22 protein-coding genes are annotated in these 22,012 nt (G+C 37.0%); 9 read left to right on the top strand and 13 right to left on the bottom strand.

The window, feature by feature from the left end; all coding sequences use genetic code 11:
- Positions 1–143 precede the first annotated feature (143 nt).
- The 7 genes from ACMGDK_RS04930 to ACMGDK_RS04960 all read right to left on the bottom strand — a co-directional run bounded on the left by ACMGDK_RS04930 (position 144) and on the right by ACMGDK_RS04960 (position 8,362).
- Entirely contained in the window at positions 144–848 is a 705-nt protein-coding gene (locus tag ACMGDK_RS04930) for a class I SAM-dependent methyltransferase (protein WP_436807252.1), read from the bottom strand.
- Positions 849–1,109: 261 nt separating this feature from the next.
- On the bottom strand, positions 1,110–1,922 hold the full coding sequence (locus tag ACMGDK_RS04935; RefSeq protein ID WP_436806906.1) for a siderophore-interacting protein: 813 nt from the start codon (positions 1,920–1,922) through the stop codon (positions 1,110–1,112).
- A gap of 125 nt (positions 1,923–2,047) precedes the next feature.
- Positions 2,048–3,640, bottom strand: coding sequence for an efflux MFS transporter permease (locus tag ACMGDK_RS04940; RefSeq protein ID WP_436806907.1), 1,593 nt, complete (start codon positions 3,638–3,640; stop codon positions 2,048–2,050).
- A gap of 234 nt (positions 3,641–3,874) precedes the next feature.
- On the bottom strand, positions 3,875–4,987 hold the full coding sequence (locus ACMGDK_RS04945) for an HlyD family secretion protein (RefSeq protein WP_436806908.1): 1,113 nt from the start codon (positions 4,985–4,987) through the stop codon (positions 3,875–3,877).
- A 23-nt stretch (positions 4,988–5,010) separates the two neighbouring features.
- Positions 5,011–6,321, bottom strand: a complete 1,311-nt coding sequence (locus ACMGDK_RS04950; RefSeq protein WP_436806909.1) for a TolC family protein — start codon at positions 6,319–6,321, stop codon at positions 5,011–5,013.
- An 89-nt stretch (positions 6,322–6,410) separates the two neighbouring features.
- Complete coding sequence (locus tag ACMGDK_RS04955; RefSeq protein ID WP_436806910.1) at positions 6,411–7,256, bottom strand: helix-turn-helix domain-containing protein; 846 nt, start codon at positions 7,254–7,256, stop codon at positions 6,411–6,413.
- A 38-nt stretch (positions 7,257–7,294) separates the two neighbouring features.
- Positions 7,295–8,362, bottom strand: a complete 1,068-nt coding sequence (locus ACMGDK_RS04960) for a DUF2891 domain-containing protein (RefSeq protein ID WP_436806911.1) — start codon at positions 8,360–8,362, stop codon at positions 7,295–7,297.
- Between the two features lie 150 nt (positions 8,363–8,512).
- Here ACMGDK_RS04960 and ACMGDK_RS04965 point away from each other — a divergent pair, with 150 nt between their 5' ends.
- Complete coding sequence (locus ACMGDK_RS04965) at positions 8,513–9,400, top strand: DUF4349 domain-containing protein (protein WP_436806912.1); 888 nt, start codon at positions 8,513–8,515, stop codon at positions 9,398–9,400.
- Between the two features lie 77 nt (positions 9,401–9,477).
- Here the strand turns inward: ACMGDK_RS04965 and ACMGDK_RS04970 are convergent, their stop codons facing one another.
- Positions 9,478–9,855: a hypothetical protein gene (locus ACMGDK_RS04970; protein WP_436806913.1), complete on the bottom strand. Its 378-nt coding sequence runs from the start codon at positions 9,853–9,855 to the stop codon at positions 9,478–9,480.
- Between the two features lie 245 nt (positions 9,856–10,100).
- On the opposite strand from ACMGDK_RS04970, the gene ACMGDK_RS04975 reads away from it, so the two are divergent.
- Positions 10,101–10,478 carry a GxxExxY protein gene (locus tag ACMGDK_RS04975; RefSeq protein WP_436806914.1) on the top strand — a complete coding sequence of 126 codons (378 nt, stop codon included), beginning with the start codon at positions 10,101–10,103 and terminating at the stop codon, positions 10,476–10,478.
- A gap of 153 nt (positions 10,479–10,631) precedes the next feature.
- On the opposite strand, the gene ACMGDK_RS04980 is transcribed toward ACMGDK_RS04975, so the two are convergent.
- The 4 genes from ACMGDK_RS04980 to dnaA all read right to left on the bottom strand — a co-directional run bounded on the left by ACMGDK_RS04980 (position 10,632) and on the right by dnaA (position 13,882).
- Entirely contained in the window at positions 10,632–11,330 is a 699-nt protein-coding gene (locus ACMGDK_RS04980) for an SAM-dependent methyltransferase (protein ID WP_111957715.1), read from the bottom strand.
- Between the two features lies 1 nt (position 11,331).
- Positions 11,332–11,835, bottom strand: a complete 504-nt coding sequence (locus ACMGDK_RS04985; protein WP_436806915.1) for a DUF4440 domain-containing protein — start codon at positions 11,833–11,835, stop codon at positions 11,332–11,334.
- A 1-nt stretch (position 11,836) separates the two neighbouring features.
- Positions 11,837–12,286, bottom strand: a complete 450-nt coding sequence (locus ACMGDK_RS04990; protein ID WP_436806916.1) for a low molecular weight protein-tyrosine-phosphatase — start codon at positions 12,284–12,286, stop codon at positions 11,837–11,839.
- 141 nt (positions 12,287–12,427) lie between these two features.
- Positions 12,428–13,882, bottom strand: a complete 1,455-nt coding sequence (gene dnaA, locus ACMGDK_RS04995) for a chromosomal replication initiator protein DnaA (protein WP_116011449.1) — start codon at positions 13,880–13,882, stop codon at positions 12,428–12,430.
- A gap of 136 nt (positions 13,883–14,018) precedes the next feature.
- On the opposite strand from dnaA, the gene ACMGDK_RS05000 reads away from it, so the two are divergent.
- From ACMGDK_RS05000 to ACMGDK_RS05020, 5 genes are all read left to right on the top strand, one after another.
- Positions 14,019–14,429 (top strand): acyl-CoA thioesterase, encoded by a 411-nt coding sequence (locus tag ACMGDK_RS05000; RefSeq protein WP_436806917.1) that lies wholly within the window; start codon positions 14,019–14,021, stop codon positions 14,427–14,429.
- A gap of 126 nt (positions 14,430–14,555) precedes the next feature.
- Complete coding sequence (gene pheA / locus ACMGDK_RS05005; RefSeq protein WP_436806918.1) at positions 14,556–15,404, top strand: prephenate dehydratase; 849 nt, start codon at positions 14,556–14,558, stop codon at positions 15,402–15,404.
- 353 nt (positions 15,405–15,757) lie between these two features.
- Positions 15,758–16,480, top strand: coding sequence for a hypothetical protein (locus tag ACMGDK_RS05010; protein WP_436806919.1), 723 nt, complete (start codon positions 15,758–15,760; stop codon positions 16,478–16,480).
- 102 nt (positions 16,481–16,582) lie between these two features.
- Positions 16,583–18,796, top strand: coding sequence for a DUF2339 domain-containing protein (locus ACMGDK_RS05015; RefSeq protein ID WP_436806920.1), 2,214 nt, complete (start codon positions 16,583–16,585; stop codon positions 18,794–18,796).
- 203 nt (positions 18,797–18,999) lie between these two features.
- Positions 19,000–19,440, top strand: coding sequence for a hypothetical protein (locus ACMGDK_RS05020; RefSeq protein WP_436806921.1), 441 nt, complete (start codon positions 19,000–19,002; stop codon positions 19,438–19,440).
- A gap of 248 nt (positions 19,441–19,688) precedes the next feature.
- On the opposite strand, the gene ACMGDK_RS05025 is transcribed toward ACMGDK_RS05020, so the two are convergent.
- Positions 19,689–19,988 carry a hypothetical protein gene (locus tag ACMGDK_RS05025; RefSeq protein WP_436806922.1) on the bottom strand — a complete coding sequence of 100 codons (300 nt, stop codon included), beginning with the start codon at positions 19,986–19,988 and terminating at the stop codon, positions 19,689–19,691.
- A gap of 153 nt (positions 19,989–20,141) precedes the next feature.
- Between ACMGDK_RS05025 and ACMGDK_RS05030 the strand changes: the two genes are divergently transcribed.
- On the top strand, positions 20,142–20,894 hold the full coding sequence (locus tag ACMGDK_RS05030; protein WP_436806923.1) for an SDR family oxidoreductase: 753 nt from the start codon (positions 20,142–20,144) through the stop codon (positions 20,892–20,894).
- Between the two features lie 105 nt (positions 20,895–20,999).
- On the top strand, positions 21,000–22,007 hold the full coding sequence (locus tag ACMGDK_RS05035) for a bestrophin family protein (protein ID WP_436806924.1): 1,008 nt from the start codon (positions 21,000–21,002) through the stop codon (positions 22,005–22,007).
- Positions 22,008–22,012 lie beyond the last annotated feature (5 nt).

The raw sequence follows: 22,012 nt of genomic DNA on the forward strand, positions 1-22,012 counted from the left end.
TTATTTTATACTCCATCCTTAAAACAAAATTTAAACTCAATGATCTTAAAAACTTGATATTAACCTTAAAACCATTAAGAAAAGTTTAGCTATTAAGAGTATTAAGAGATTGCTTCGCTGCGCTCGCAATGACAAGGCAATATTTATTTTTTAGTCAGTTTTGCCAGGTAAGAATCTTCATCCTGCATTACTTTTTCCACTTTAAAACCATTATTTTCTGCAGCATTCTTCAAAGTTGTAAAATCAAGGTAGAGCCATTTGATAGGCTCTTCAGATTCTCCTTTATAATGAACCACATAATCCAGTTCACCATAATAGCCGCCTGCCGGAATATAAACTCCCCCATCTTCATCACGGTCGAACATATACAGAATATCTGTACTGTCTATCAGGATCTGTCCGTTATCATTGATTAAAGTGTGCAGTTTCTGAAGATAGGTATCAATTTTTTCCAGACTTTCAAAAATTCCGGTTCCATTCATCAGAAGCAGGATGGTATCAAAGGTTTCACCGGAAAAATCCAGCATATTTTCACACATTGCTTTTCTGATTCCTCTAAGTTTACAGACTTCAACAGATTTTGGTGAAATATCCAGTGCCAGCACATCAAGATTTCTTTCATTTTGAAGATATAAAGCATGAGAACCGGCACCGGCACCAATGTCCAGAACTTTCCCCTGAGCCAGTTCAAGTGCTTTCTGCTCAATATCGTTCATCTCCTCAAAATCTCTGAAAAGATACGCTACCGGAAGCTCATCCAGTTCCGAAATTGATGTTTCTGTCTGCAGATCCTCAGGATTTTCATTGTGAAAATAATCCCAGACTGCCTTACCCATTAAATCTTTCATTGCTGTCTTTAAAGGTGCAAAGATAAGGGTTTCGGTTCCGGATTGCAAGCTCGAGCGTTTGAGAGCTGGAGATTAAATGAGTTTTTATAGGTTGCTGCTTTGTTAGTTTCTGGTTACTGGTTCATAGTAATTAAGTGAATGAGTTCTTATCTGTTACCTGATATCCCGTATCTTGATTCTTGGCTCTTGGTTCTTGTATCTGCCATTCACATTCACTTGTAAAGCAAATTCACTATTGACCTAATATTCCGGTCAAAATCCCTATCCCATCGAATCCTTCTCCTTATGTCTGTCCTTCTCCGATTCGTTTTCTGCAACGCCTGCTTTCCAATAGGAATAGGCATTGAGCTCCTGTGATATCCAGCCTTTTTCTTTTCTAAGATAGTTACGGATCTCTTTTACACTTGAAAATTCCGCCGCAACATATCCGAATTTAGACGTTTCCGGAATAGTAATTTCTTTTACAGCATCTGCCATTTCACTGTTGATATGCGGTGTGGGATTATGAAGCCATTTAAATTCAATATCAGCCTTAGTTTTAAGGATCTGTTCATCTTCTTTTCCGGGGACTTCAATAATGCAGACTCCTGTTGCTGTTTCAGGCAGTGTTTCCAGCATAGCGCTCAGGACCGGAATTGCAGTAGAATCACCTGCAAACAGATACCAGTCAGCATCAGGATACATTTCTTTAGCTTCGGTTCGCATCATAATGCCCAGTTTGGATCCGGCTTCGGATTCTCTTGCCCATTTTGAAGCGGGACCGCCATCGCCATGGTCTACAAAATCAATAATCAGCTCGTTCTTTTCAAGATCAATCCCTTTGTGGGTGTAGGTTCTTATAGCAGGAGCTACTTCTTTTGGCGGATAAACCCATTGGCGGTTTTCATCCAGTGTTGGAAAATGAACTTCGTCCAAGCCTGCCGGAGGTACAGCGATTTTATTATTATCCCCAATGGTGGTATTTTTAAACAAATGAGCTTCGGGAGAATACAGATATACTCTGATATAATGGTCTGTGATATATTCTTTTCTTCTCATTTCCGCAACGATTCGACCTGTTTGAATTCTTGCCATATATTTTATTTTAATTCACACAAATTTAATTTTATTTTGTCTAAATAAAAATTAATTAATTCAAAAAAAGTAAAGCCCCACTAAAAAATTATAGCAGAGCTTTACTCGTGAAAAACAAGGTATCTTTAAACTGCAGGTCCGACTGCGTCTTTTATTTCTTCTAACAATTGTTTCCGTTCACGGAGTCTTCTTCTCGCAATGACAGATTTACCGCCTAACACCCTGATAAATCTCAGATACTGGAACCTTTCCCTGCCGAAATGATGCGTCATGACGTACAGCAGTACTCCAAAACCCACCAAAATAATATATCCGAAGATCTTTTTACCGGCTATAATAATGGCATTCAGCTGAAGCGTCTTCATATTCGCTGCTAAAGTTTGAGGGGTAACCGTCATTCCATCGATATATACCGCCAAATCTCCTACTGCTGTCACCTGAAAACGGTACTGGAACCATGAATACAATGCTGAAAAGAATCCTACCGCCAGAAAAGTTCTCCACACCAGCACCAATCCGATTGCGGCCAGCATGTCCTCCATTTCAAGCTTATCCAGGGTATAGAACCATACTGAAATAAACAGTGAACACATTCCGTATCCTTTTAAAAACATCGGTAAGTACCAGTTCTCATAATTGAATTCTAAAACCATCGAAAAGTACATAATCAATGCATATCCCATCATTGCCGAAAACCCCGAGAAGATGTACATTTTCAATGGTATTTCTTTTTTGAACCAGAATACTGCTATTATTCCTGCCAGTATAATGCCTGGAACCATCAGCATATTCAGCCCTGCATTTGTTTGCTGATCATATCCCAGAACTCCTACTGCAAAGGTATTCTGGAGTGTTGTTGTTCCTAAGAACATTCCCAGAAACAACAGCATAAGCAGACCATGCTGCACATTATTTTTTTTGAATATCTTGAATGATAAATAAGGTCTTTTTAAGGTAAACTGACGAACTACCAACAATGCAAAGCTTACAAAAGCAGCTATACTTGCATTCATAATATTTTTTGAGTTCCACCAGTCCTGCTGTTTCCCAAAGGAAAATACATAAGCCGAAAACATAAATGTTGCAACAAACAGCATGATGCTCATCCAGTCGATATAGTGTAACGGCACTTTCAAAGCAAAATATTTATCATGCATAAAAATCCAGTGAATAAGGGCAAGAATGAAACACAACACCGCTGCAATAATGTAGAAATGCTGCCAGTTGTAATGAATGGAAACTACCACTGCATAATAAGCTGCTACCTGGTTCATCACCAAAACAAAAGTGTAAAATAATCCATAGAACATTCCTCTGTTTCCGATCATCATCATTAACGGAAGAAATAATTCGATCGTTACCATCATCTTTAAAAACCCAATAAACAATGCCGTAAACACGAATATCATTGGCTGCATGGTAGTTCCATTGATGTAGCTCAATAATCCTAAAAGCACGAGCAACACTGTCATTTTATCCCTCACCTTGAATCGCATCTTCATTCTGAGAACGACCGGCATACAGGCGCCCATTCCTATTGTGGTGGCGTAATTCGCCCACATAAAATATTCTGTCATCGCCCCGGTACCACTCACCAGATAGCTGATGTTTCCGGTGTACACCCCGCCAAGCGGCATCACTACTGCCAATAGCAGTACGATAAGCAGCAGCTGTACGGGTTTTGGTACCCAGTCGTTATATAATCCTTTGTTGTACATGAATTTAGAAATTAGATATTAGAGGTTAGAAGTTAGAGGATCGAAGCGGGAAGATGGGAGATGGAAATTTCTTTTTGTCAGCATACTTCTGCTTTCCAAATAAGTTCTGTTTAAAAAAAATAAAAAATAAGAAAGGGACCGGAAGTTATGATTCGTCTGCATCAACTTCCCTCTTCTGACTTCCGGCTTCCCTTCTAAAATCTTTCAATCGTTAAATGCTTAAATCTTTCAATCCTAATTAATATTCACATTCATGTTCATCCCTGCGCTCAGTTTTTCCAGATCTTCTTTTTTATTGGAAGTGCTGAATTCTATTCTTACCGGAATTCTTTGCTGTACTTTGATAAAGTTACCCGTAGAATTATCGGTAGGAACACTGGAATACCTTGAACCTGTTGCTGCGGAAATAGCAGTGACCACTCCTTCAAATTTTTTTCCTCCCAAGGCATCAGCAGTCATCGTCATCTTTTCACCGATCTTAATGTTCGGCATCTGGCTTTCCAGGAAATTAGCTGTCACCCATTTCTGACCGTTCAGAACGATGGTAGCTACCTGCTGGCCCGGTTGTATCAATTGTCCTTCAGAGATCGTTCTGCGGCCCATGATTCCGTCATAGGGTGCTGTGATCACGGTATAAGAAAGATTGATTTTTGCCATATCCAGTGCAGATTTTGTTCTTTTGATCTCGGCATCATTAATTCCCAACTTGCTTTTCACTTCAGTGGTGGAAAGGTTGGCAGACTGTTTCTGGTTCACTAAGGTTTCATACGCTGCTTTCTGAGCATCATATTCAGTTTTGATCTGATCGTACTGTTGTCTGGTTACTGCTTCTGCGGCAAGAAGGTTTTTATACCGGTTTAAATTCTGTTCGGCATTCCATAATCTTGCTTTGGCACCGGCAATATTGGATTCCATAACACTTACATTATTGGAAACTGTATTTACAGATGAACTTGTTGCCGATCTCTGCGCAATTGCATTCTGATAAGCAGCTTCGGCCTGCCCCAATTGGGTTAATAGTTCATTTTTATCAAGAATAACTAATGTATCCCCTTTTTTAACCTTTTGATGCTCTATGAATTTTATTTCTTTGATATAAGCAGAAACCCTTGTATTGATTGGGTTAATGAATTCTTCTACCTGAGCAGCTTCCGTATACGTTTTGTCTCCAATGTGAAAATATTCGCGGACCAGCCAGAAAAGGCCAAACCCTATTACCAGGAATACAACCGTATTGGAAATAATGGCTCTGATTTTATTTTTTTTATTCTGTTTCTTTTTAACTACTGCTCCTGACTGTGCCGGAGCGGCCTGAGTATTTTGAGTGTTTTGTTCCTTGTTTTCCATTATCTTGATTTTCAGTTTTAAAATTAAAGTGTTCCTGCAGCCTTCAGCAGGTTATAATATTGATACAGTACATTGATCTCTGCATTGGCATAATCCAGTTCCGACTGGAGTTTCTGGTTCTGTGCATCAATCATTTCAGCCTGAACCGCCAATTGGTTTAAATATTTGGCTTCCGTGATCTTGTAGTTTTCTTCAGCCAGCCTTTTTGCGTCATTCAGAATATCAGCCTGCTGAATAGACTCCTGATATTTTACATAAGCTGCATTTACTGCCATATCTACATTCTGCTGAACCAGTGTCACAGCATCTCCTGCCTGTGTTTTCTGCAGTTCACCAAGCTTTACTTTCTCTTTTGTTTTATATAAATTATCAATATTATAACTCAGGGAAACGCCTGCCTGCCATCCTCCTGAATACATATCCAAAACAGGATTTCTCGTTGTAACCGGACGCTGTAAAGTATAGCCTCCAAACCCGGAAAGTGTCGGCATCTGATCTGTTTTAATAATTTCTATGTTTTTATCTGCAACATCAATATTTTTCTTTGCAGATTTCAGCTGAGGATTGCTGTCATGGGCAAGCTCCATATAGTAATCCATACCGATTCCGGATTCTTTATCCGTTAAACTTTCAACGGGAACAATCTCTGTTTCTGAAGGAAGTCCTAATGCGATATTTAAATTATAATTAAGGATCTTTTTGTTATTCGCCAATGTCAGAATTCCCTGATCCAGATTTTTGATCGCCAGCTCTGCACGAATCACTTCATTTCGGGTCACCATTCCCTGCTGATAAAATTTCTGGATATTTTTAAGACGCTCCTGAGCCAGCTTTTTGTTATTCTGAAAGACAGTTTCCTGATTGAACATTTTATAGACATCCAGGTAATTGGAAACCACCAGAAATTTTACATCAAGCTTGTTTTTTTCAAGATCCAGTTCAGAAAGCTGTTCCCGAAGGCCGGCCATTTCAATGGATTTATTCACCAAACCACCTTTAAAGATCAGCTGGGTTGCCTGTACAGCATATGAGCTTCCATAATGAGGCATCGGAATGTTGGTTGAGCTTGAAAAATCTTTATCGATTGCGACGGCATCACCTAAATAAAACTGACTTGTAGAAGCTGTTATATTAGGGAGCTTTTGAAGTTTTGCAACATTTGTATTCTGTTTTGCAATGTCAATATTCTGCGCAGCCACTTTTAACTGCTGGTGATTTCTCACAGCCATATCGGCCACCTCACTAGCTGTCATCTGTTTGATCTGTTGAGAAAAAAACAGCGCAGGAAATAGAGCTACCACTAGTGATAGTGCTGTTTTTATATTCTTTGTCATTTTACCTTGTTTTACGAAGGCAAAGTTACGGCAGCAAAAAAGTCAATCAAATGTTTGAATTTTGGAAAAAGATGTTCAAATGTAAGATTTCAATTTTCAAACTGGTGTCTGTACTGTCTGGGGCTTACGTCGAGATGCTTTTTAAAAAAGTGAGAAAATGCGTATTGGTCACTGAAACCAAGGATTGAAGAAACCTCTGAAACAGGTTTATTGGAAGAGTTCAAAAGCACCTTTGCTTCATTCATCACAATTAAAGCAATAATCTGGCTGGCAGACTTTCCTGTAATGGATTTTACAACAGAAGAAAGATGTCTGGTTGTAATCGATTGTCGTTCGGCGTAAAACTCAACGGTTCTTTCTGTCAGATGATGTTCTGAGAGGTCTGTCAGGAATACGAAAACAATTTCTTCCTGCCTGGACATCTGGTTCATAGAATTGTTATCCTCTTTAGAAATAATCCCGGCCATCTGGTAGCAGAAAACAGAGAAAAGGTGCTCCACCATTTCTTTTTTGTAAAGCATGTCTGCATCTGAATCCAGAATAAATTTCAGAAAATTGACACTTTTCCAGACCACTTCCATTTCGTTTTCAGGAAAAGGCACACCTTTATTCATCTGCTGGCGGAAATAGCGATACGTGATCAGCCTGTTAAACTTCAATGATAAAGCTGAAATAAAATCTCTTTTATAAGAAACCATCCTGGACTGGAAATCTCCGCTTACAGAAACCATTTCATAGATGGTCTGCGGGTCGGTAACCATAAACATATTGGCAGAAAGCTCCAGATCACTGAAATGCTGACGGAGTTTTATAGTACCTGATTTAATAAAAATAAAGGCAGGATTTTCCGGACGGAAAGGCTTATCCGCAGAAATTCTTTCGAAAATATTGTGCTGGGTAAAAATTTCAACACCGAATTTTTCTAAGGCTGACATAACACAAATGTAACCAATATATTCTGTGTTTACAATATTTAGTCTTCCAGGGAATACACGGCAAAGCTTGCCAGCCAGTGGTCTCCTCCATAATTCCCCTGGAATAATAAAGGAAGTCCGTTTGCTAAAAATACATCTGCCGTTTTTTTAAAGCTTTTTTTCAATGGATGCCCGTCAGGAAGGGATTTTGCTATTCCTTTCATGCACCATGCTTTGGAAAAAGAAAGACCAACAAGATGAACGGTCTGATAATCGCTCAGATCGCTTACAACAGGAATTTTTTCAATATTTTCCAGGCTTTTCTTTTCATAAAAATTATCCAGCCACAGTACAAATTCTCTCTGAGGCAGCACTCTTCTCATAAGGTCTGCAATTTCGAGGCTTGGCGAAAAAAAATCTGACCCGTCAGGCTCCAGATAGGCCGGAGTTTTCTGATCTTTAGCATAAAAATATTTCGCTTTTTCTTTAAGCTGATTTTCGAATTCCTGATCCTTATTTGCTTTAGCCCAATCGATTGCGAAAGCCAGACCAAATGCTGTATTTGGGTGAACTCCGGTTCTGTTAGGATAAGTCTGTTTAGGAAGATAAGCCTTCCATGATTTTAGAATCTGACCGGTAAGGGGTTTCAGATTCTCATGCCAAATCTTAGCTTTTGGATGATTCCAGGTGGTCAGCTCTTCATCAAGCTTTAGCAGCCAAGCCCAGCCATAAGTTCTTTCAAATGTAGTGGTCAATTCATATTTTGTGAAATAATCAGCTTCAGCCTGTAGGTTTTCTTTACCTAACGAATTGTCGAGGATTTTTTCAATGTCTTTTGCATTAGCCAGATTGGGTTTCGTCTTTAGCAATCTCACAAGCATCCAATGTCCGTGCACGGAACTGTGCCAGTCGAAACAGCCATAAAAGCTTGGATGAAGATCCTTTGGTGTTAAAGTAACTTCGCCAGCGTTGTTAATGATATGTGCCGTTTTATTTGGATATTCCTGGTTGATGCAGTGAAGTGGCTTTTCCAGTAATTTCCCGGCCATTTCATCAGTAAGTTTCGGAACTTCCTGGGCGCAGATCAAAAAAGGAAAAAGCGTGAATGTTAAAAGACTTTTTTTCATTCAATAAAAATAGAAAATAATTTAGATTCCAAGTCATTTTTAAACTTTATAAAAATAGCTAAATCCTAAACATTTCAATAAAATAATATGAGTATTCAATAAAATTAAGATTTAAGCATAATTTTTGATAAGATTCTGTAAAAAATATCTATGAAAAAATTATTTTTACCTTTATGTATACTTCTTTTGATGAGTGGATGCAAGAAATCCGAACTGGACATTGCTAATTCCTCTCCGGCAGTCTCCGTTGACAAAGTTGCTGTCGCTGAATATGAGATGAAGGCTCCTACACCACCAAAAGAAATTTCCCAAAAATTGCTTCCAGACGAAGATCAGTCTTCACAACATAATGCCTTAACAAAGAAAACAGATACTATCTCCAAAAAGATCATTAAAAACGGCAATATGAAAATCCAGGTGGGAGATATTAAAAAAGCCCAGAATCAGGTGGCAGATATTCTGAAAAAAAATAATGCTTATATCCAAACAGAACAGTTCCAAAATACCGATATGGACGACAATCTGGATCTTGTTATCCGTGTCGCGCATAAAAATTTCGACGCGCTCATTAATTCCTTTTCTGACGGTGTGGGTTCTGTTTTATCCAAAAACATTTCGTCTGACGATGTTACCGAAGAATATACTGATGTTTCCATCAAATTGACTAATAAAAAGATCTATCTGGAAAAGTACCGTGATATGCTTAGAAGTGCTTCTACTACAAAAGATATGATCGAAATCCAGGAGACCATCCGAGAACTGGAAGACGAAATTGATGTAGCGGAAGGCAGACTCCGATTCATTGATGACCGTGTAAATTACAGCACACTCAATCTGAGTTTATATAAAGAAAAAGTGAGAAGCTCTGCCACTTCAAAAATTGGTTTCGGAAGTCGTTTTGCAGATTCTGTCACTGAAGGATGGAACAGCTTTATGAGTTTTCTGTTGGGAATTATTTCTTTATGGCCGTTTTTGCTTTTTATTCCCATTATCATCTTCTTATGGAGAAAATGGAAGTCAGGAAGAACAACAAAATAACAGCATAACGTTTTCTATATAAATAAAAATCCGGATGTCGTTACTGACATCCGGATTTTTACTGCATGATCAATGATTTAAGCATTGAAAAAATCTTTAACGGTTTCGAGCACCTGCTCATCCGACATTTTTTGTGATGTATCTAATGTTATCGTTAAATTCTTAAATTGAGCCGTATCATGAAGATACTTCTTAAGCTCCTCCTGAATGGTTCCCGGGCCTGTAATATAAACTTCCTGAGAATTGGTAAGAAGATGCTCTACTTCTTTAAAGAATTTTACCCTGTTAGTACGTTCTGCATTATTGGCTGCATTTTCACTTGAGTTTCCATGCTGAATTTCTGCTTTTACGGGACTGCACAGGAAAAATTTGAATGCATTCTGTGCATCGTGATTCTTTACAACAATTGCTTTTTCAGTATCTATCCAAAGTCCTGCTAATTTCTTATCTGACATAATTTATTTTTTTGGTGTTATAAGCTGTACAGAACAAGAATGGTGCAAAGGGCATGTTAATGGCTGTTAAATGTTTATTTATAGGTAAGATGAAAATAAAACAGCTTTAAACTGATAAATGATTTTATATCTCTAGCAGATTCAACTGATCGAGCAGATTTTTTGAACATTATAATGATATAATCTGTGAGAAAAAATTAATCCTTGAAAATATTTAAATTAGTAAAGATTAAAACACAACTCAAATGAATGAAAATGAAATTTCTTACATCGTAAGAAAATGTATCTTTAATGTATACAACAAGCTGGGACCAGGCCTCTTGGAGACTGTTTATCACAAAATTCATATCTATGAATTACAGGAGAATGGACTTGATGTACAATCTGAATTGGCGATTCCAATAGTGTATGATGACAAAGAATTTGACTTCAGCTTTAGAATAGATATTCTGGTTGAAGATAAAGTAATTCTGGAACTCAAATCCGTAAAGAACCTAGATGATATTCATTTTAAACAACTTACTACTTATCTAAAGCTTTCCGATAAGAAATTGGGATTGTTGGTTAACTTTAATACTACCAATATTTTAGATGGTATAAAACGAGTGGTTAACAACATTTAGTCTCTCGCAGATTTAACTGATCAAGCAGATTAAGAATACTCATTAAAAAATATTCACAAAAGATCTGCTCGATTTGCTAAATCTGCGAGAGAAATAATAGACAAATTACTGTAGATATTACTTCACCTTCGGTTCGCAACGACGGTATGAGAATTATTTCCCTAACACAAATACCGCAGGAATTTTGTGGAGTTCCGGCTTTGCTTTTTTCCAGTCATTGATCGTTTTTGTCTGGATGAATTCATGCTCCGGATCGTTGATGTTGGCAGCAATACAGAGTTTTGTGTTCGGCGATAAGAATTTGGTAAGGTCCTCAAAAAGCGGATTGTTTCTGTACGGAGTTTCCATAAAAATCTGCGAATATCCTGTCTGCTGCACCAAACTTTCCAGGCGCTGGATCTGCTTTTTCTTTTCTCCTTTATCTATCGGAAGGTAGCCATGAAATGTAAATTCCTGACCATTAAATCCACTGGAAATTAACGCTAAAATGATAGATGAAGGTCCTGAAACAGGAATTACTCTTATATTTTTTTCATGACACCATTTCACAATCAGGTTTCCGGGATCTGCAATACATGGAAGCCCGGCCTCAGAAAGGAGCCCAAAGTCTTGTCCCTGCAGCATAAGCGTTTGAGCTTCTTTGATATCAGCATTTTCCGTGTATTTATCAAGCAGAAACAGCTTCAAATCAGACTGTTTCTTTTCGGGAGCAAAGAATTTAATAACCTTTCTGGCTGTTTTTTCATTTTCCACAAAGAAATAGTCCGTCTGCATAATATAATCTTTCAGTACGGGTGAAAAGTGAGTTATAGAAGTGTTTTCCGATAAATAGGCTGGGAGTAAAAAAAGCATTTTATTGTTTTTTAGTTCTTTCTTTTAGTGAAGGCTGAGGGAAATATTCCGTAAGATCCATAGAAAAGGTAACTGAAGTAATTTTCCATATTCCGTGGATCTTCATCAGAGTCCAGATTTCTTTACCCCAATTTTCCATTTTTCCGTCATACCAGAAACTGTAGTCAAAATTGGCAGAAGCTACAGCTCCGTCTTCAATGATTTTGATATTGTCGAATTTTTCCTCAGATTTATTATCCTTAAAACCTCTGATAAAGGCTTTATAATCATCCGTAAAATAGTATTCTGCTTTCGGGTTTTTTTCCAGACGTTTGGCCTGGGTTCTGTCATTATAAATCCCGGTCCAAAGCACTGGATCCTGAAATAAAGATGCAAACTTGGCTTCATCCCTGGTTTTGATACACTGCATAAATTCTTCCATTACTTTCCGGATTTCAGTTTCGTCCTGAGTTTGGGCAAAAGAAAAATTAAAGCTTAAGAGAAGTGCGAGAATCAATGTTTTCATATTAAGATAGAATTTGGTTTTTAATAGCGTCACAACCTTTGTCCAACAATTGGAAAACGTCTTCAAAATCCTTCATATCTCCCCAGTAAGGATCAGGAACCTCTGCATTTTTATGATCTCCCAGCGCAGACATAAATAATGATATTTTCTGGCGCTGTTCTTCATTCTGTGCTTTTGAAACCACATCTTCATATACATCAATGTCCATACAGTAAATCTTATCAAAAGTATCAAAATCAGCTTTGGTAATAGGTCTGGACCTTTGTTCTGAGATATCAATATGATGGTTTGCGGCTGTTTTTACAGCTCTTTTATCAGGAGTTTCCCCTTCGTGCAGAGAGATTGTTCCTGCTGAGTCTATAAAAAAGTTTTCAGGGACTTTTGTCTTCATAATACCTTCTGCTAAAGGACTTCTGCAGATATTCCCGAGGCAGACCATCAATATTTTCATATCATTTTATTAATTGAAAGATTAAATGACTTATCCATAAGACAACTAAGAATGTGAAGCCATTACTTCCAGCAGCAAAACTAAATAAAAAATGAAGAATAAAACTATTCTCCATTTCAATTTATTCAGATTAAATTATTTCTATTTTTTGATTCTTTCAGCAAGATCTTTAACGTACTTTTTCACTTCTTTATCAATTTTAGAGACATCCTTAATGGTATCACAAGCGTACATTACCGTTGAGTGGTCTTTTCCGCCCATTTCTTCGCCTATTTTTGTAAAGGTAGCATTAGTGAGCTCTTTTGAAAAATACATCGCTAATTGTCTTGGAAGTGCTATTTCTCTTTTTCTTGTTTTAGAAAGAAGCTGTTCTTTTTTGATCCCGAAATAATCGCATACCACTTCCTGAATGTAAGGAATGTTGATTACTTTCTTCTGGTTGGCAGCAATCTTATTGATCGTATCTTTCAGTAATTCAAGGCTTAAGTCGGTTTTATAAACAGTAGAATAAGCGATCACAGAATTAATTACTCCTATGAGCTCTCTTACATTCGTCTTAGCTTCAGCAGCAAGGAAATCCAGCATATCACCAGGAAGAACAATTCCGTCTCTGCTCAGTTTATCTACGATGATCTGTCTTCTTGTAGAAAGATCCGGTGATTTGATCTCGGCAGAAAGCCCCCATTTAAAACGGGAAACAATTCTTTCCTGAATATCCATGATATCTGCAGGTGCCTTATCCGATGTAAGGATGATCTGCTTTCCGTTCTGGTGAAGATGGTCAAAGATGTGGAAGAAACTATCCTGTGTCGCAGATTTACCGGACAGGAACTGAATATCATCAATGATCAAAACATCAACCATCTGGTAGAAGTTCGCAAACTCAGTCTGCTTATGGGCTTTCGCAGCAGAAATAAACTGCTGGATAAATTTTTCTGAGGATAAATAAAGAACAACTTTATCAGGAAACTGATTTTTTACCTCAAGACCTACAGCCTGCCCCAGGTGTGTCTTTCCAACTCCGTATCCTCCGTGAAGAAATAATGGGTTGAAAGCAGTTGCTCCCGGTCTTTTAGCAATTGATCTTGCCACTGTAGCAGCAAATTTATTACTCTCTCCTTCTATATAATTATCAAAAGAATAGTCAGACTTTAGATTTGAATCTATATTTACTTTTCTTATTCCCGGAACTACAAAAGGGTTTACAATATTTGCAGAGAATCCCTGCGGCATTGTTTCCTGCATTTTTGGGGTAGGAACGCTTTTTCCCTTCATATTCATAGTCACTGGCTTTTCCTCTCCGGTAGGCCTGTTCTCCATGACAGAGTACCATAATTTGACTCCTTTTCCAAGATTTTTCTTCAGGGCAGCAGAAAGCAGGGACAGGTAATTATCCTCAATATATTCCTTGTAAAAATCACTCGGCACTATAAGCGTAAGGTTATTGGCAACCAACGAAAGTGGCTGTACCTTATCGAATAGCATGTCGAAGGATTTTTCAAGCTTCTTAAGATCAGAATTATCCTCAGCCGCGTTCAAATTATCACGCATGAACTGAAGACATTTCTGCCATATCATCATTAAATTTTCATCCATATTTATGCCCCGATTAAATCTTTGTTAGTACTTTTTGTAGAAGGAAGACAAAGGTCCAATTTTTTCTTTTCAAAAAAAAATATTGCAGGTATTGATTATTTAAAAATATATTTGTATGTGTAAATAAGGACTAAAAATGATACACACAACACACTCAATACGAGTACGTTACGGAGAAACAGACCCTATGAAATATGTATACTATGGCAACTATGCAGAGTATCTGGAAATTGGCAGAGTGGAACTTTTCCGAAACATAGGAATGTCATACGATGAAATTGAGAACCAAGGAATTTGGCTTCCCGTTTCAGATTATAAAATTAAATACATCCGCCCTGCCCTGTACGACCAAAAATTAGAAATTCATACTTACGTAAAAAAAATTCCAGGGGTAAGAATTGAATTTGAATATGAAATTTTCAATGAAGAAGGGGTAAAGATTACTGAAGCATCCACTACCCTGTTTTTCCTGGATGCAAAAACCAATAAAATTATAAGGTGCCCGGATTTTCTGATGAAGCTTATTGAAGAGAATTGGAATAAATAACAAATATCAAATGACGTGTTGCAGATAAGAATCAGGATATCTCTAATGAAGGTGATTGTTTTTAAACTAATTTGCATCTTTGCACTTCAATTGATTTTAAATATAAAAACACATTTATTATAACGTATGAAGATCGCATTTTTGGGGCCACACGCAAGTTTCACACAGTTGGCAGCCACACAGCTTTTTCCGGGCGAGGAACTTTTACCGCAGGCCAATATTCTGGACTGTTTTAATGCTGTTAATAGTGGAGAAGCTGACAAAGCTGTTGTTCCTTTGGAAAATTCCATAGAAGGAACGGTTTCTATGACACTGGATTATTTATATAAAACGCCCTCCATCAAAATCGAAGCGGAAGGAGTGATGCCTATTGCACACCATCTGATGATTCATCCTGAGAACAGTCTGGAGGAAATAGAAAAAATATATTCGCATCCTCAAGCTCTGGCTCAAAGCTTTCATTTTCTGGATACCCATCATAAAGAAATAGCAAGACAGGATTTTTCTTCTACAGCAGCGGCAGCTAAATATGTTTCTGAAAATAAAGACTTGAAAATAGCTGCCGTAGCCAACCAGTTTGCCGCCAATCTGTACGGCTTGAAAATTGTTCACCGGAATATTCAAGACTTTGAACAGAACCATACCCGTTTTATTGTCATCACCAAACAGCAGCCTGCTTATCATAATACCAGCCTTGAGGTACTGGGAGAGAAATCCGGTATGCTGATTAACCTTCCGGAAGATCATGCGGGTGGACTTCACCAGGTTCTGTCTGTTTTTGCATGGCGAAAGATGAACCTCAGCAAAATTGAATCCCGAACACTCAAAACAGGCCTCGGTAATTACTTTTTCTTCATTAATGTAGTTGGAAAGTGGGAGGAAATACTTCACGGAAATGCGCTTTTGGAGCTACAATCAATAAATGCGGAGGTTGACTTTCTCGGTAATTATAAAGAATTTCTCCTCGAAAGCTAAAATTATACAGGTAATATAGCTCAACTAACACTGCTCTTCTGGCAGTGTTTTTTGTTTTCACTTCTCTTCTCACCAAGATTATATGACAAACCTGCCATTACAATTAAGCTGTCATAAAACATGGTAAAAATTTAATTCATAAAATGATGATATATTAAATAAATTACTTATTTTTACTCCGAAATTATTTTTAAAAATATTAACACATAAGCATATTACGAAGAAATATACATTACAAAACAAACATTTATTTAAATTATCAACACAATAACAAATAAATAATTAAAAAAATCATAATGCAAGGCACGATTTTTGCATTTGTTAACCCTAAAAACTAACTAAAAAACTTACTAATGAAAACTAAAATTTACAATTTGCTCTTTGCTTTAATTGCAATTCCAGCATTTTCCCAAGTAGGCATTAATACAGCTAATCCGTCCGCTACATTGGATGTGAATGGAACTTTGAAAGTAAGGGATACTCAAATGGTCCCCGCTTTGCCCGGATATAACATTGTGGTGCTAAATGACGGGACATTTCAAGTTGCCAAAGTGGACCCTCAACTCATTATCAACGCTGCCACAGCCGCATCCGGAACTAATACCTCTATATATGCAGCGAAGAAAACTACCGGAATCACTTTGCTTAGTCTAGGTCTTTTTCCAAGCGGATTCAGAGCTGTTAATTTTTTAGCCTCTGAAAGAACAGTAGGATCCGCAGCATTATTCTCTGATACCGACAATACGTATACAATACCTTCTAACGGTGTTTACGAGGTAGGTTTTACATTCCGTTACGGCGCAGGCCTTCAGGCTGCCTTACTTACGAATACTCCGGGTATCGGAATTTTCAGAAACAGAGCAGGTGTTGGTACTCTTATTGACAGCCGTGTATTCAGTGGGATAACAGTTCCGCTTGTTTTAAGCTTAACTATTTCTGAAAGTACTATCAATTCTCTGTATACATTCCAGGCCGGAGATAAAATTTCATTTGGACTTACAGGATCTTCAGCCCTTGAAGCAGGATTATTAGGAACAAGTATCGGATCTTTCCATATCTACAAAGTATCTAATTAATAGATAAATTTAATCACTCTGCACAGTTAATCCATCACATATTCTGTGGTGGATTAATTTTTTATCCTGTTACATTTATTTATATTTGATAAAAACTAAAGAATGAGTGGGTTTCTTGCTGTCATATTAATCATTGTGATCATCTTTTTTATCTTCAACAATCTTAATCATAAGATAAGGAAGCTGGAGAAAGAGGTTTCTAATCTACAGGTAAAGATCAATCAGGCTCAACAAAATACAGATACATTACAGGATCCGTCAGCCAATGAAAAAAATCCGGTATCTCTTCAGGTACAGGAGATCGTAGTGCCTGCAGAAAACATTTCTGGTGAAATTCCCAAAGAGCCTCAAAGGGACTGGCTGGAACCTGTTTTTGAATTTTTAAAACAAAATATCCTGACTATCATCGGTATTTTTACGCTTGTTCTTGGAATTGGCTACTTTGTAAAATATGCTATAGACAAAAACTGGATAGGAGAAACAGCAAGAGCTGGAATAGGCCTGACAGTCGGAGCCGGAATTATGCTGGCAGGACATTTTCTGAGAAAAAATTATGCTGTTTTCGCATCCATCATCACAGGAGGCGGAATTGCTGTTCTCTATTTTACCACTACCATTGCTTTCCGGGAATATCACCTGTTTACCCAAAATACCGCTTTCTTTATTACTACTATTGTTACCATTATTTCTATTGCCCTCGCCTATTATTATAAAAGTGAGGTGTTGATTATTTTTGCAATGCTGGGCGGTTTTTCAGCTCCTTTGATGATCAGTACGGGGCAGAGTAATTATCTTTTTCTTTTCACTTACCTGACCCTTCTGAATATAGGTATGCTTACCACTTCATTCTTGAAACACTGGAAAAGCGTGGGATGGACTTCTTATATATTCACCAGTATTTATCTGTTTTTCTGGACTGTAAAACAACCTGAACTGCTCAGTATTATTTTTTACATCATCAATTATATTATTTTCTACATCTTTGCGCTACAGGATCATATCAAAAAAAATACACTTTCGCCATGGGATACTTTAATGCTGGTGTTAATTAATTTTTCCAGCATTATCGGTCTGATTTATATATTCCATACATTAAGCTATGAGCCTGTAATTATTTTCCCGCTACTGTTTGCCGGTGTCAACGCTCTGCTGTTTTTAAGAGAATATGGTAAAAAAAGCTTTGGCTTCAGCTACTCTATTTTTGCTGCGCTTACCATCAGCCTTATCACGATAGCTGTTGCCCTACAGTTCAAGAGCCATCTTATTACCAGTGTTTGGGCTGTAGAAGCCACACTTCTTCTTTATATATGGAAAAAAAGCGGGCATAGCATTTTCAAGACTTGTTTTTATGTACTTTTCCCGCTTGTCATCATTGCACAGATCATGACCTGGTCTGAATATCTGAACAAGGACAATATGACTGTTATATTCAATCCTGTATTTTTAACAAGCCTGGTGACCGTTACCACAACAATCGTGAATCTCTTTTTACTGAAAAAGATCAACGAAACACAGAAGCAGGGAGATAATTTCTTTGAAAATGTTTTTGCTGTTATAAGTTATAGCGTTATATATATTGCCCTGCTGCTGGAGATCAGCTACCATATTTCGGACATGCCCTGGCCGGCAGTTGTAAGTATTGGTCTGCTGTTCAGCATTTATTATATTTTTACACTTATGATCCTCAGGAAAAAACTGGGTATTGAACGTATCATCCAGAGCGGGCTTATTTATCTGCTATTTATCCTTATTGTTTTAAACGCTTCATTTGCTGCATCAGCAGTTGTTACAGCGGTTTTACAGAAAAAGCTCACATTCGGCTTTTATATGATCCATCTTCTTCACTGGGTTCCTTTTGCCTATATATTGTGGAATGCAGCGGCCAGTACTGGTTTTTATAAAACAAAACTCTCTTACTGGATGATTGCAGTAACTCTTGTTGTTGCGGTAAGCTGTGGATTCTATCATACTTATATTCTCAGTTCTGTGAACGACATTTCGCTCATCTATGAAACCAAAGAACTGTTTAATATTCTTTATCTTCCGATCATCTGGACTGTTCTTGCCAGTATTTTTATTTATATCAGCTTAAAAAAGAATATTCCTGAATACAGCAGAATCGGTTTTGTACTTATAGGAATTATGGTGCTGAAGCTTTACAGCTATGATGTCTGGCAGATGGATAATATCTCAAGAATCACTGCATTTATACTATTGGGTGTTATTCTATTATTGAGCTCTTTCACTTTCCAAAGACTGAAAAACATTATCAAGAATATGGTGGATGCGAAAAAAGAAGAAAAAGAAGAAGAATGATAAAGCGGAGTTACTATTTATCATCTTATAACTTCCATATTATTCTCATAAAAACAGCTATTGAATACCTTCTTTTAAAATCAAAAATCCTTAACAAAAGTTTTTATTCCTAAACAATATTTAAAATATCACAAAAATTTATTCACATTTTGTAAAAATTAATTATATTTATCAAGTTTTTAATAGTTATACATATTCTGGTTATGAAAAAAATACTCTATTCTTTTTTAATATTATCATCTGTAGCATTATCTGCTCAGAAAAACCCTTCTATAAAGTTTGCCGTTGCCAATGATGTTGTCGGAACAGTAGGTATGTTCAATGCAAGAAAAGCTATTGTTCAGAGTTCTAATGTCTATAAAGGTCCTTCAGGACTTCCACAGGGTTTAAAAAAATACAGCTTCATTGCAGAAAAAGGTTTGACGGAATTTAAAATAAAAAACGGCCATGACGGCTTGGATGTAATATCTTTAGCTCAGCTAAACTCACAGTACGAACTGCCTGAAAACACACCAGTTTTTATTGAGGGTTATGAGTTTTCCGACACTAATACAAAGATCTATGGTGACATCATGGGCAATGTAGAAGTTAAAGACCATAACGGAAAGAAAACCGTTTTCCTAACCACAAGTGGTATAAAATAAACGAAACGTAAGATAAAACTTATAAAAAAGATACTTTAAGTTGGCTGTTGTACAAAGTAATTTGCTAAGTCAACAATAACTTTCATTCTAAATAAGGAAGGTTGATTTCTCAACCTTCCTTGTTATTTTACCATAACCATACTGGTTTAAGAACCAGCTTTGAAAGCCGCCTTTAATTAAGTGTAACACAAGATTCTTTGACCACCTGCCATCTTTCAGATGAGTATTCCCAGATCAGTGTAAAAAATTTAGGATCTGACTTTCCGTTTAATTTCCAAATCGCGAGTCATCACTACCATTCCCATATTTCCATCACATACAGCGTAATGAAATTCAGCTTTAGTGGAGAATGGTGTAGCTTTGGCATCACTATTTCCCTGAACAAAACCAACAAGTTTTTCTTTGTTCATAGTATCCACTACTCCATTTCTATCAACTTTGACAATGAGTAAATTATCCGCATAAATCTGCTTTACATAAGGGACATTAAAATGTGTTGCCTCATAAATAAGTTGTTTTGTCAGTTCAATTAATTTTTTGCTATCCATTTTTAAATTTTTAGAAAATGATTCAAATAGCCCAATGACTATTACAATACAAAGATGAATATAGTGCCTCTGTAAAAACTTAAACTGGTTTAAGTTTTTAGGATTTTTTTATTCTCAATTTTGCTTTATTAACAACTATAAACAAAAATAAAAATGAAAATTGTAATCATTGGAGGTACCGGACTTATCGGCAGCCAGGTAGTAAACATGTTAAAAAACGATCATGAAGTAATTGCTGCTTCACCCAATACGGGAGTAAACACGATTACCGGAGAGGGCCTTGAAGACGCTCTTAAAGATGCAAACATTGTCATTGATGTTTCCAACTCACCATCATTTGATGATGAACCGGTTATGAATTTCTTCAAAACCTCAAATCAAAATTTACTTCCGGCAGAAAAGAGAGCCGGTGTACAACATCACATTGCCTTGTCTGTTGTTGGAACTGATCAATTACAAGAAAGCGGATATTTTCGTGCCAAGCAAGTTCAGGAGAATTTAATTAAAGAATCCGGCGTCCCTTTTACTATTGTACACGCTACTCAGTTTTTTGAGTTTGCAGGTGGTATTGTGGCAACAAGTACATCAGAAGGAAAGGTAAAACTTTCGGATGCATTTATTCAACCTATTGCAAGTGCCGAAGTTGCAGCATTTCTTGCCAAGGTAGCAACAGAAAAACCAGCCAATAAAACTCTTGAAATAGGTGGGCCTGAACGATTCCAAATAGATGAGTGGATAAAACAATACATCCTGTCAACCCAAAAGTCTTTGGAAGTTGAAACAGATGTTAATGCACCCTATTCAGGTGCAATACTGAAAAAGACAACGCTTACTCCGGAGAATCCGGTGTATTTGGGAACTACGGAATATGCGGCCTGGATTGCCAAACCTGAAAACAAACGTTGATATTGGCTACAGATAAAAGTCTTTTGTATCAATGTATCAATCTGAAGTAACAATTAAAATCGTAGGTTATTTTAAACCTGCGATTTTAGCAAATAGTAATAGAAAATGTATATCGGTAAATCATATACCCTCATTGAATTTGTGACATGGACTAAAGGAAAAATTTACACCCTGCTCCTGTTAGGTTTTATTCCCATATGCCTGTATCATATATTCGGACTACAATGGGTAGCAATTCCCTGGTCTGTCATTGCCATGCTGGGAACTGCTACCGCATTTATTTTAGGATTCAAAAATAACCTGAGTTATAGCCGGTCTTTAGAAGCTCTAAATGTATGGACTTCTATTGTATCAAATAGTCGTTCCTGGGGTTTGGTAAGTCAGGATTATTTACAGGATAATAGTGAAATTTCAAAATCTCTTATTTATACTCATATAGCCTGGGTTACTGCCTTACGCTATAGCATGAGGGAACCTAAAAGATGGGAATCAACAAATAAAAAAAATAATGTAGAATATCGTAAACGATTTACGATTCCTGAGCACGATACAACCCTTAAAGAAGAGCTGGCTAAATACCTGGCGCCTGCAGAGCTTCAGAATGTTCTCAAAGCAAAAAATATTTCAACTCAAATTTTGAGTCTGCAAAGTAAGACCCTGAAATCTCTTTACGAAAAACAGGAGATTAATGTGACACAATTTGTTGATATGGAAAAATCAATTAAAGAGTTTTACAATCTGCAGGGAAAAAGTGAGCAGATAAAAAATTCACCATTTCCCCGCCAGTATAATATTATTAATAATCTGTTAATTCAATCGTTTTCATTCCTATTGCCATATGGATTGCTGGCAGATTTTAACAAGCTAAATGAAAGTGTTAGCGGAATTATGAAAGGGAATATGATTTGGCTGATCATTCCTTTCAGTTTCTTAATTTCCTGGTTGTATTCTTCTATAGCGCAAGTAGGTGAAAATACTGAGAATCCATTTGAAGGAGGCGCCAATGATGTTCCCATATCTCAAATTAGCTTTCAATTAGAAGCCGAATTGAGAGAGATGCTGGGAGAAGTGAATTTGACAGACTTTGATAGAAGTCAAAATATTATACTATAAAATTA

The sequence above is a fragment of the Chryseobacterium hilariae genome, from assembly GCF_051400735.1.
In the GTDB taxonomy this organism is placed as follows: domain Bacteria; phylum Bacteroidota; class Bacteroidia; order Flavobacteriales; family Weeksellaceae; genus Chryseobacterium.

What these genes read in the sequence shown, in the direction of transcription:
- ACMGDK_RS04930 (WP_436807252.1), bottom strand. Translation starts at nt 848, where the DNA reads ATGAAAGATTTAATGGGTAAGGCAGTCTGGGATTATTTTCACAATGAA.
- ACMGDK_RS04935 (WP_436806906.1), bottom strand. Translation starts at nt 1,922, where the DNA reads ATGGCAAGAATTCAAACAGGTCGAATCGTTGCGGAAATGAGAAGAAAA.
- ACMGDK_RS04940 (WP_436806907.1), bottom strand. Translation starts at nt 3,640, where the DNA reads ATGTACAACAAAGGATTATATAACGACTGGGTACCAAAACCCGTACAG.
- ACMGDK_RS04945 (WP_436806908.1), bottom strand. Translation starts at nt 4,987, where the DNA reads ATGGAAAACAAGGAACAAAACACTCAAAATACTCAGGCCGCTCCGGCA.
- ACMGDK_RS04950 (WP_436806909.1), bottom strand. Translation starts at nt 6,321, where the DNA reads ATGACAAAGAATATAAAAACAGCACTATCACTAGTGGTAGCTCTATTT.
- ACMGDK_RS04955 (WP_436806910.1), bottom strand. Translation starts at nt 7,256, where the DNA reads ATGTCAGCCTTAGAAAAATTCGGTGTTGAAATTTTTACCCAGCACAAT.
- ACMGDK_RS04960 (WP_436806911.1), bottom strand. Translation starts at nt 8,362, where the DNA reads ATGAAAAAAAGTCTTTTAACATTCACGCTTTTTCCTTTTTTGATCTGC.
- ACMGDK_RS04965 (WP_436806912.1), top strand. Translation starts at nt 8,513, where the DNA reads ATGAAAAAATTATTTTTACCTTTATGTATACTTCTTTTGATGAGTGGA.
- ACMGDK_RS04970 (WP_436806913.1), bottom strand. Translation starts at nt 9,855, where the DNA reads ATGTCAGATAAGAAATTAGCAGGACTTTGGATAGATACTGAAAAAGCA.
- ACMGDK_RS04975 (WP_436806914.1), top strand. Translation starts at nt 10,101, where the DNA reads ATGAATGAAAATGAAATTTCTTACATCGTAAGAAAATGTATCTTTAAT.
- ACMGDK_RS04980 (WP_111957715.1), bottom strand. Translation starts at nt 11,330, where the DNA reads ATGCTTTTTTTACTCCCAGCCTATTTATCGGAAAACACTTCTATAACT.
- ACMGDK_RS04985 (WP_436806915.1), bottom strand. Translation starts at nt 11,835, where the DNA reads ATGAAAACATTGATTCTCGCACTTCTCTTAAGCTTTAATTTTTCTTTT.
- ACMGDK_RS04990 (WP_436806916.1), bottom strand. Translation starts at nt 12,286, where the DNA reads ATGAAAATATTGATGGTCTGCCTCGGGAATATCTGCAGAAGTCCTTTA.
- dnaA (WP_116011449.1), bottom strand. Translation starts at nt 13,882, where the DNA reads ATGGATGAAAATTTAATGATGATATGGCAGAAATGTCTTCAGTTCATG.
- ACMGDK_RS05000 (WP_436806917.1), top strand. Translation starts at nt 14,019, where the DNA reads ATGATACACACAACACACTCAATACGAGTACGTTACGGAGAAACAGAC.
- pheA (WP_436806918.1), top strand. Translation starts at nt 14,556, where the DNA reads ATGAAGATCGCATTTTTGGGGCCACACGCAAGTTTCACACAGTTGGCA.
- ACMGDK_RS05010 (WP_436806919.1), top strand. Translation starts at nt 15,758, where the DNA reads ATGAAAACTAAAATTTACAATTTGCTCTTTGCTTTAATTGCAATTCCA.
- ACMGDK_RS05015 (WP_436806920.1), top strand. Translation starts at nt 16,583, where the DNA reads ATGAGTGGGTTTCTTGCTGTCATATTAATCATTGTGATCATCTTTTTT.
- ACMGDK_RS05020 (WP_436806921.1), top strand. Translation starts at nt 19,000, where the DNA reads ATGAAAAAAATACTCTATTCTTTTTTAATATTATCATCTGTAGCATTA.
- ACMGDK_RS05025 (WP_436806922.1), bottom strand. Translation starts at nt 19,988, where the DNA reads ATGGATAGCAAAAAATTAATTGAACTGACAAAACAACTTATTTATGAG.
- ACMGDK_RS05030 (WP_436806923.1), top strand. Translation starts at nt 20,142, where the DNA reads ATGAAAATTGTAATCATTGGAGGTACCGGACTTATCGGCAGCCAGGTA.
- ACMGDK_RS05035 (WP_436806924.1), top strand. Translation starts at nt 21,000, where the DNA reads ATGTATATCGGTAAATCATATACCCTCATTGAATTTGTGACATGGACT.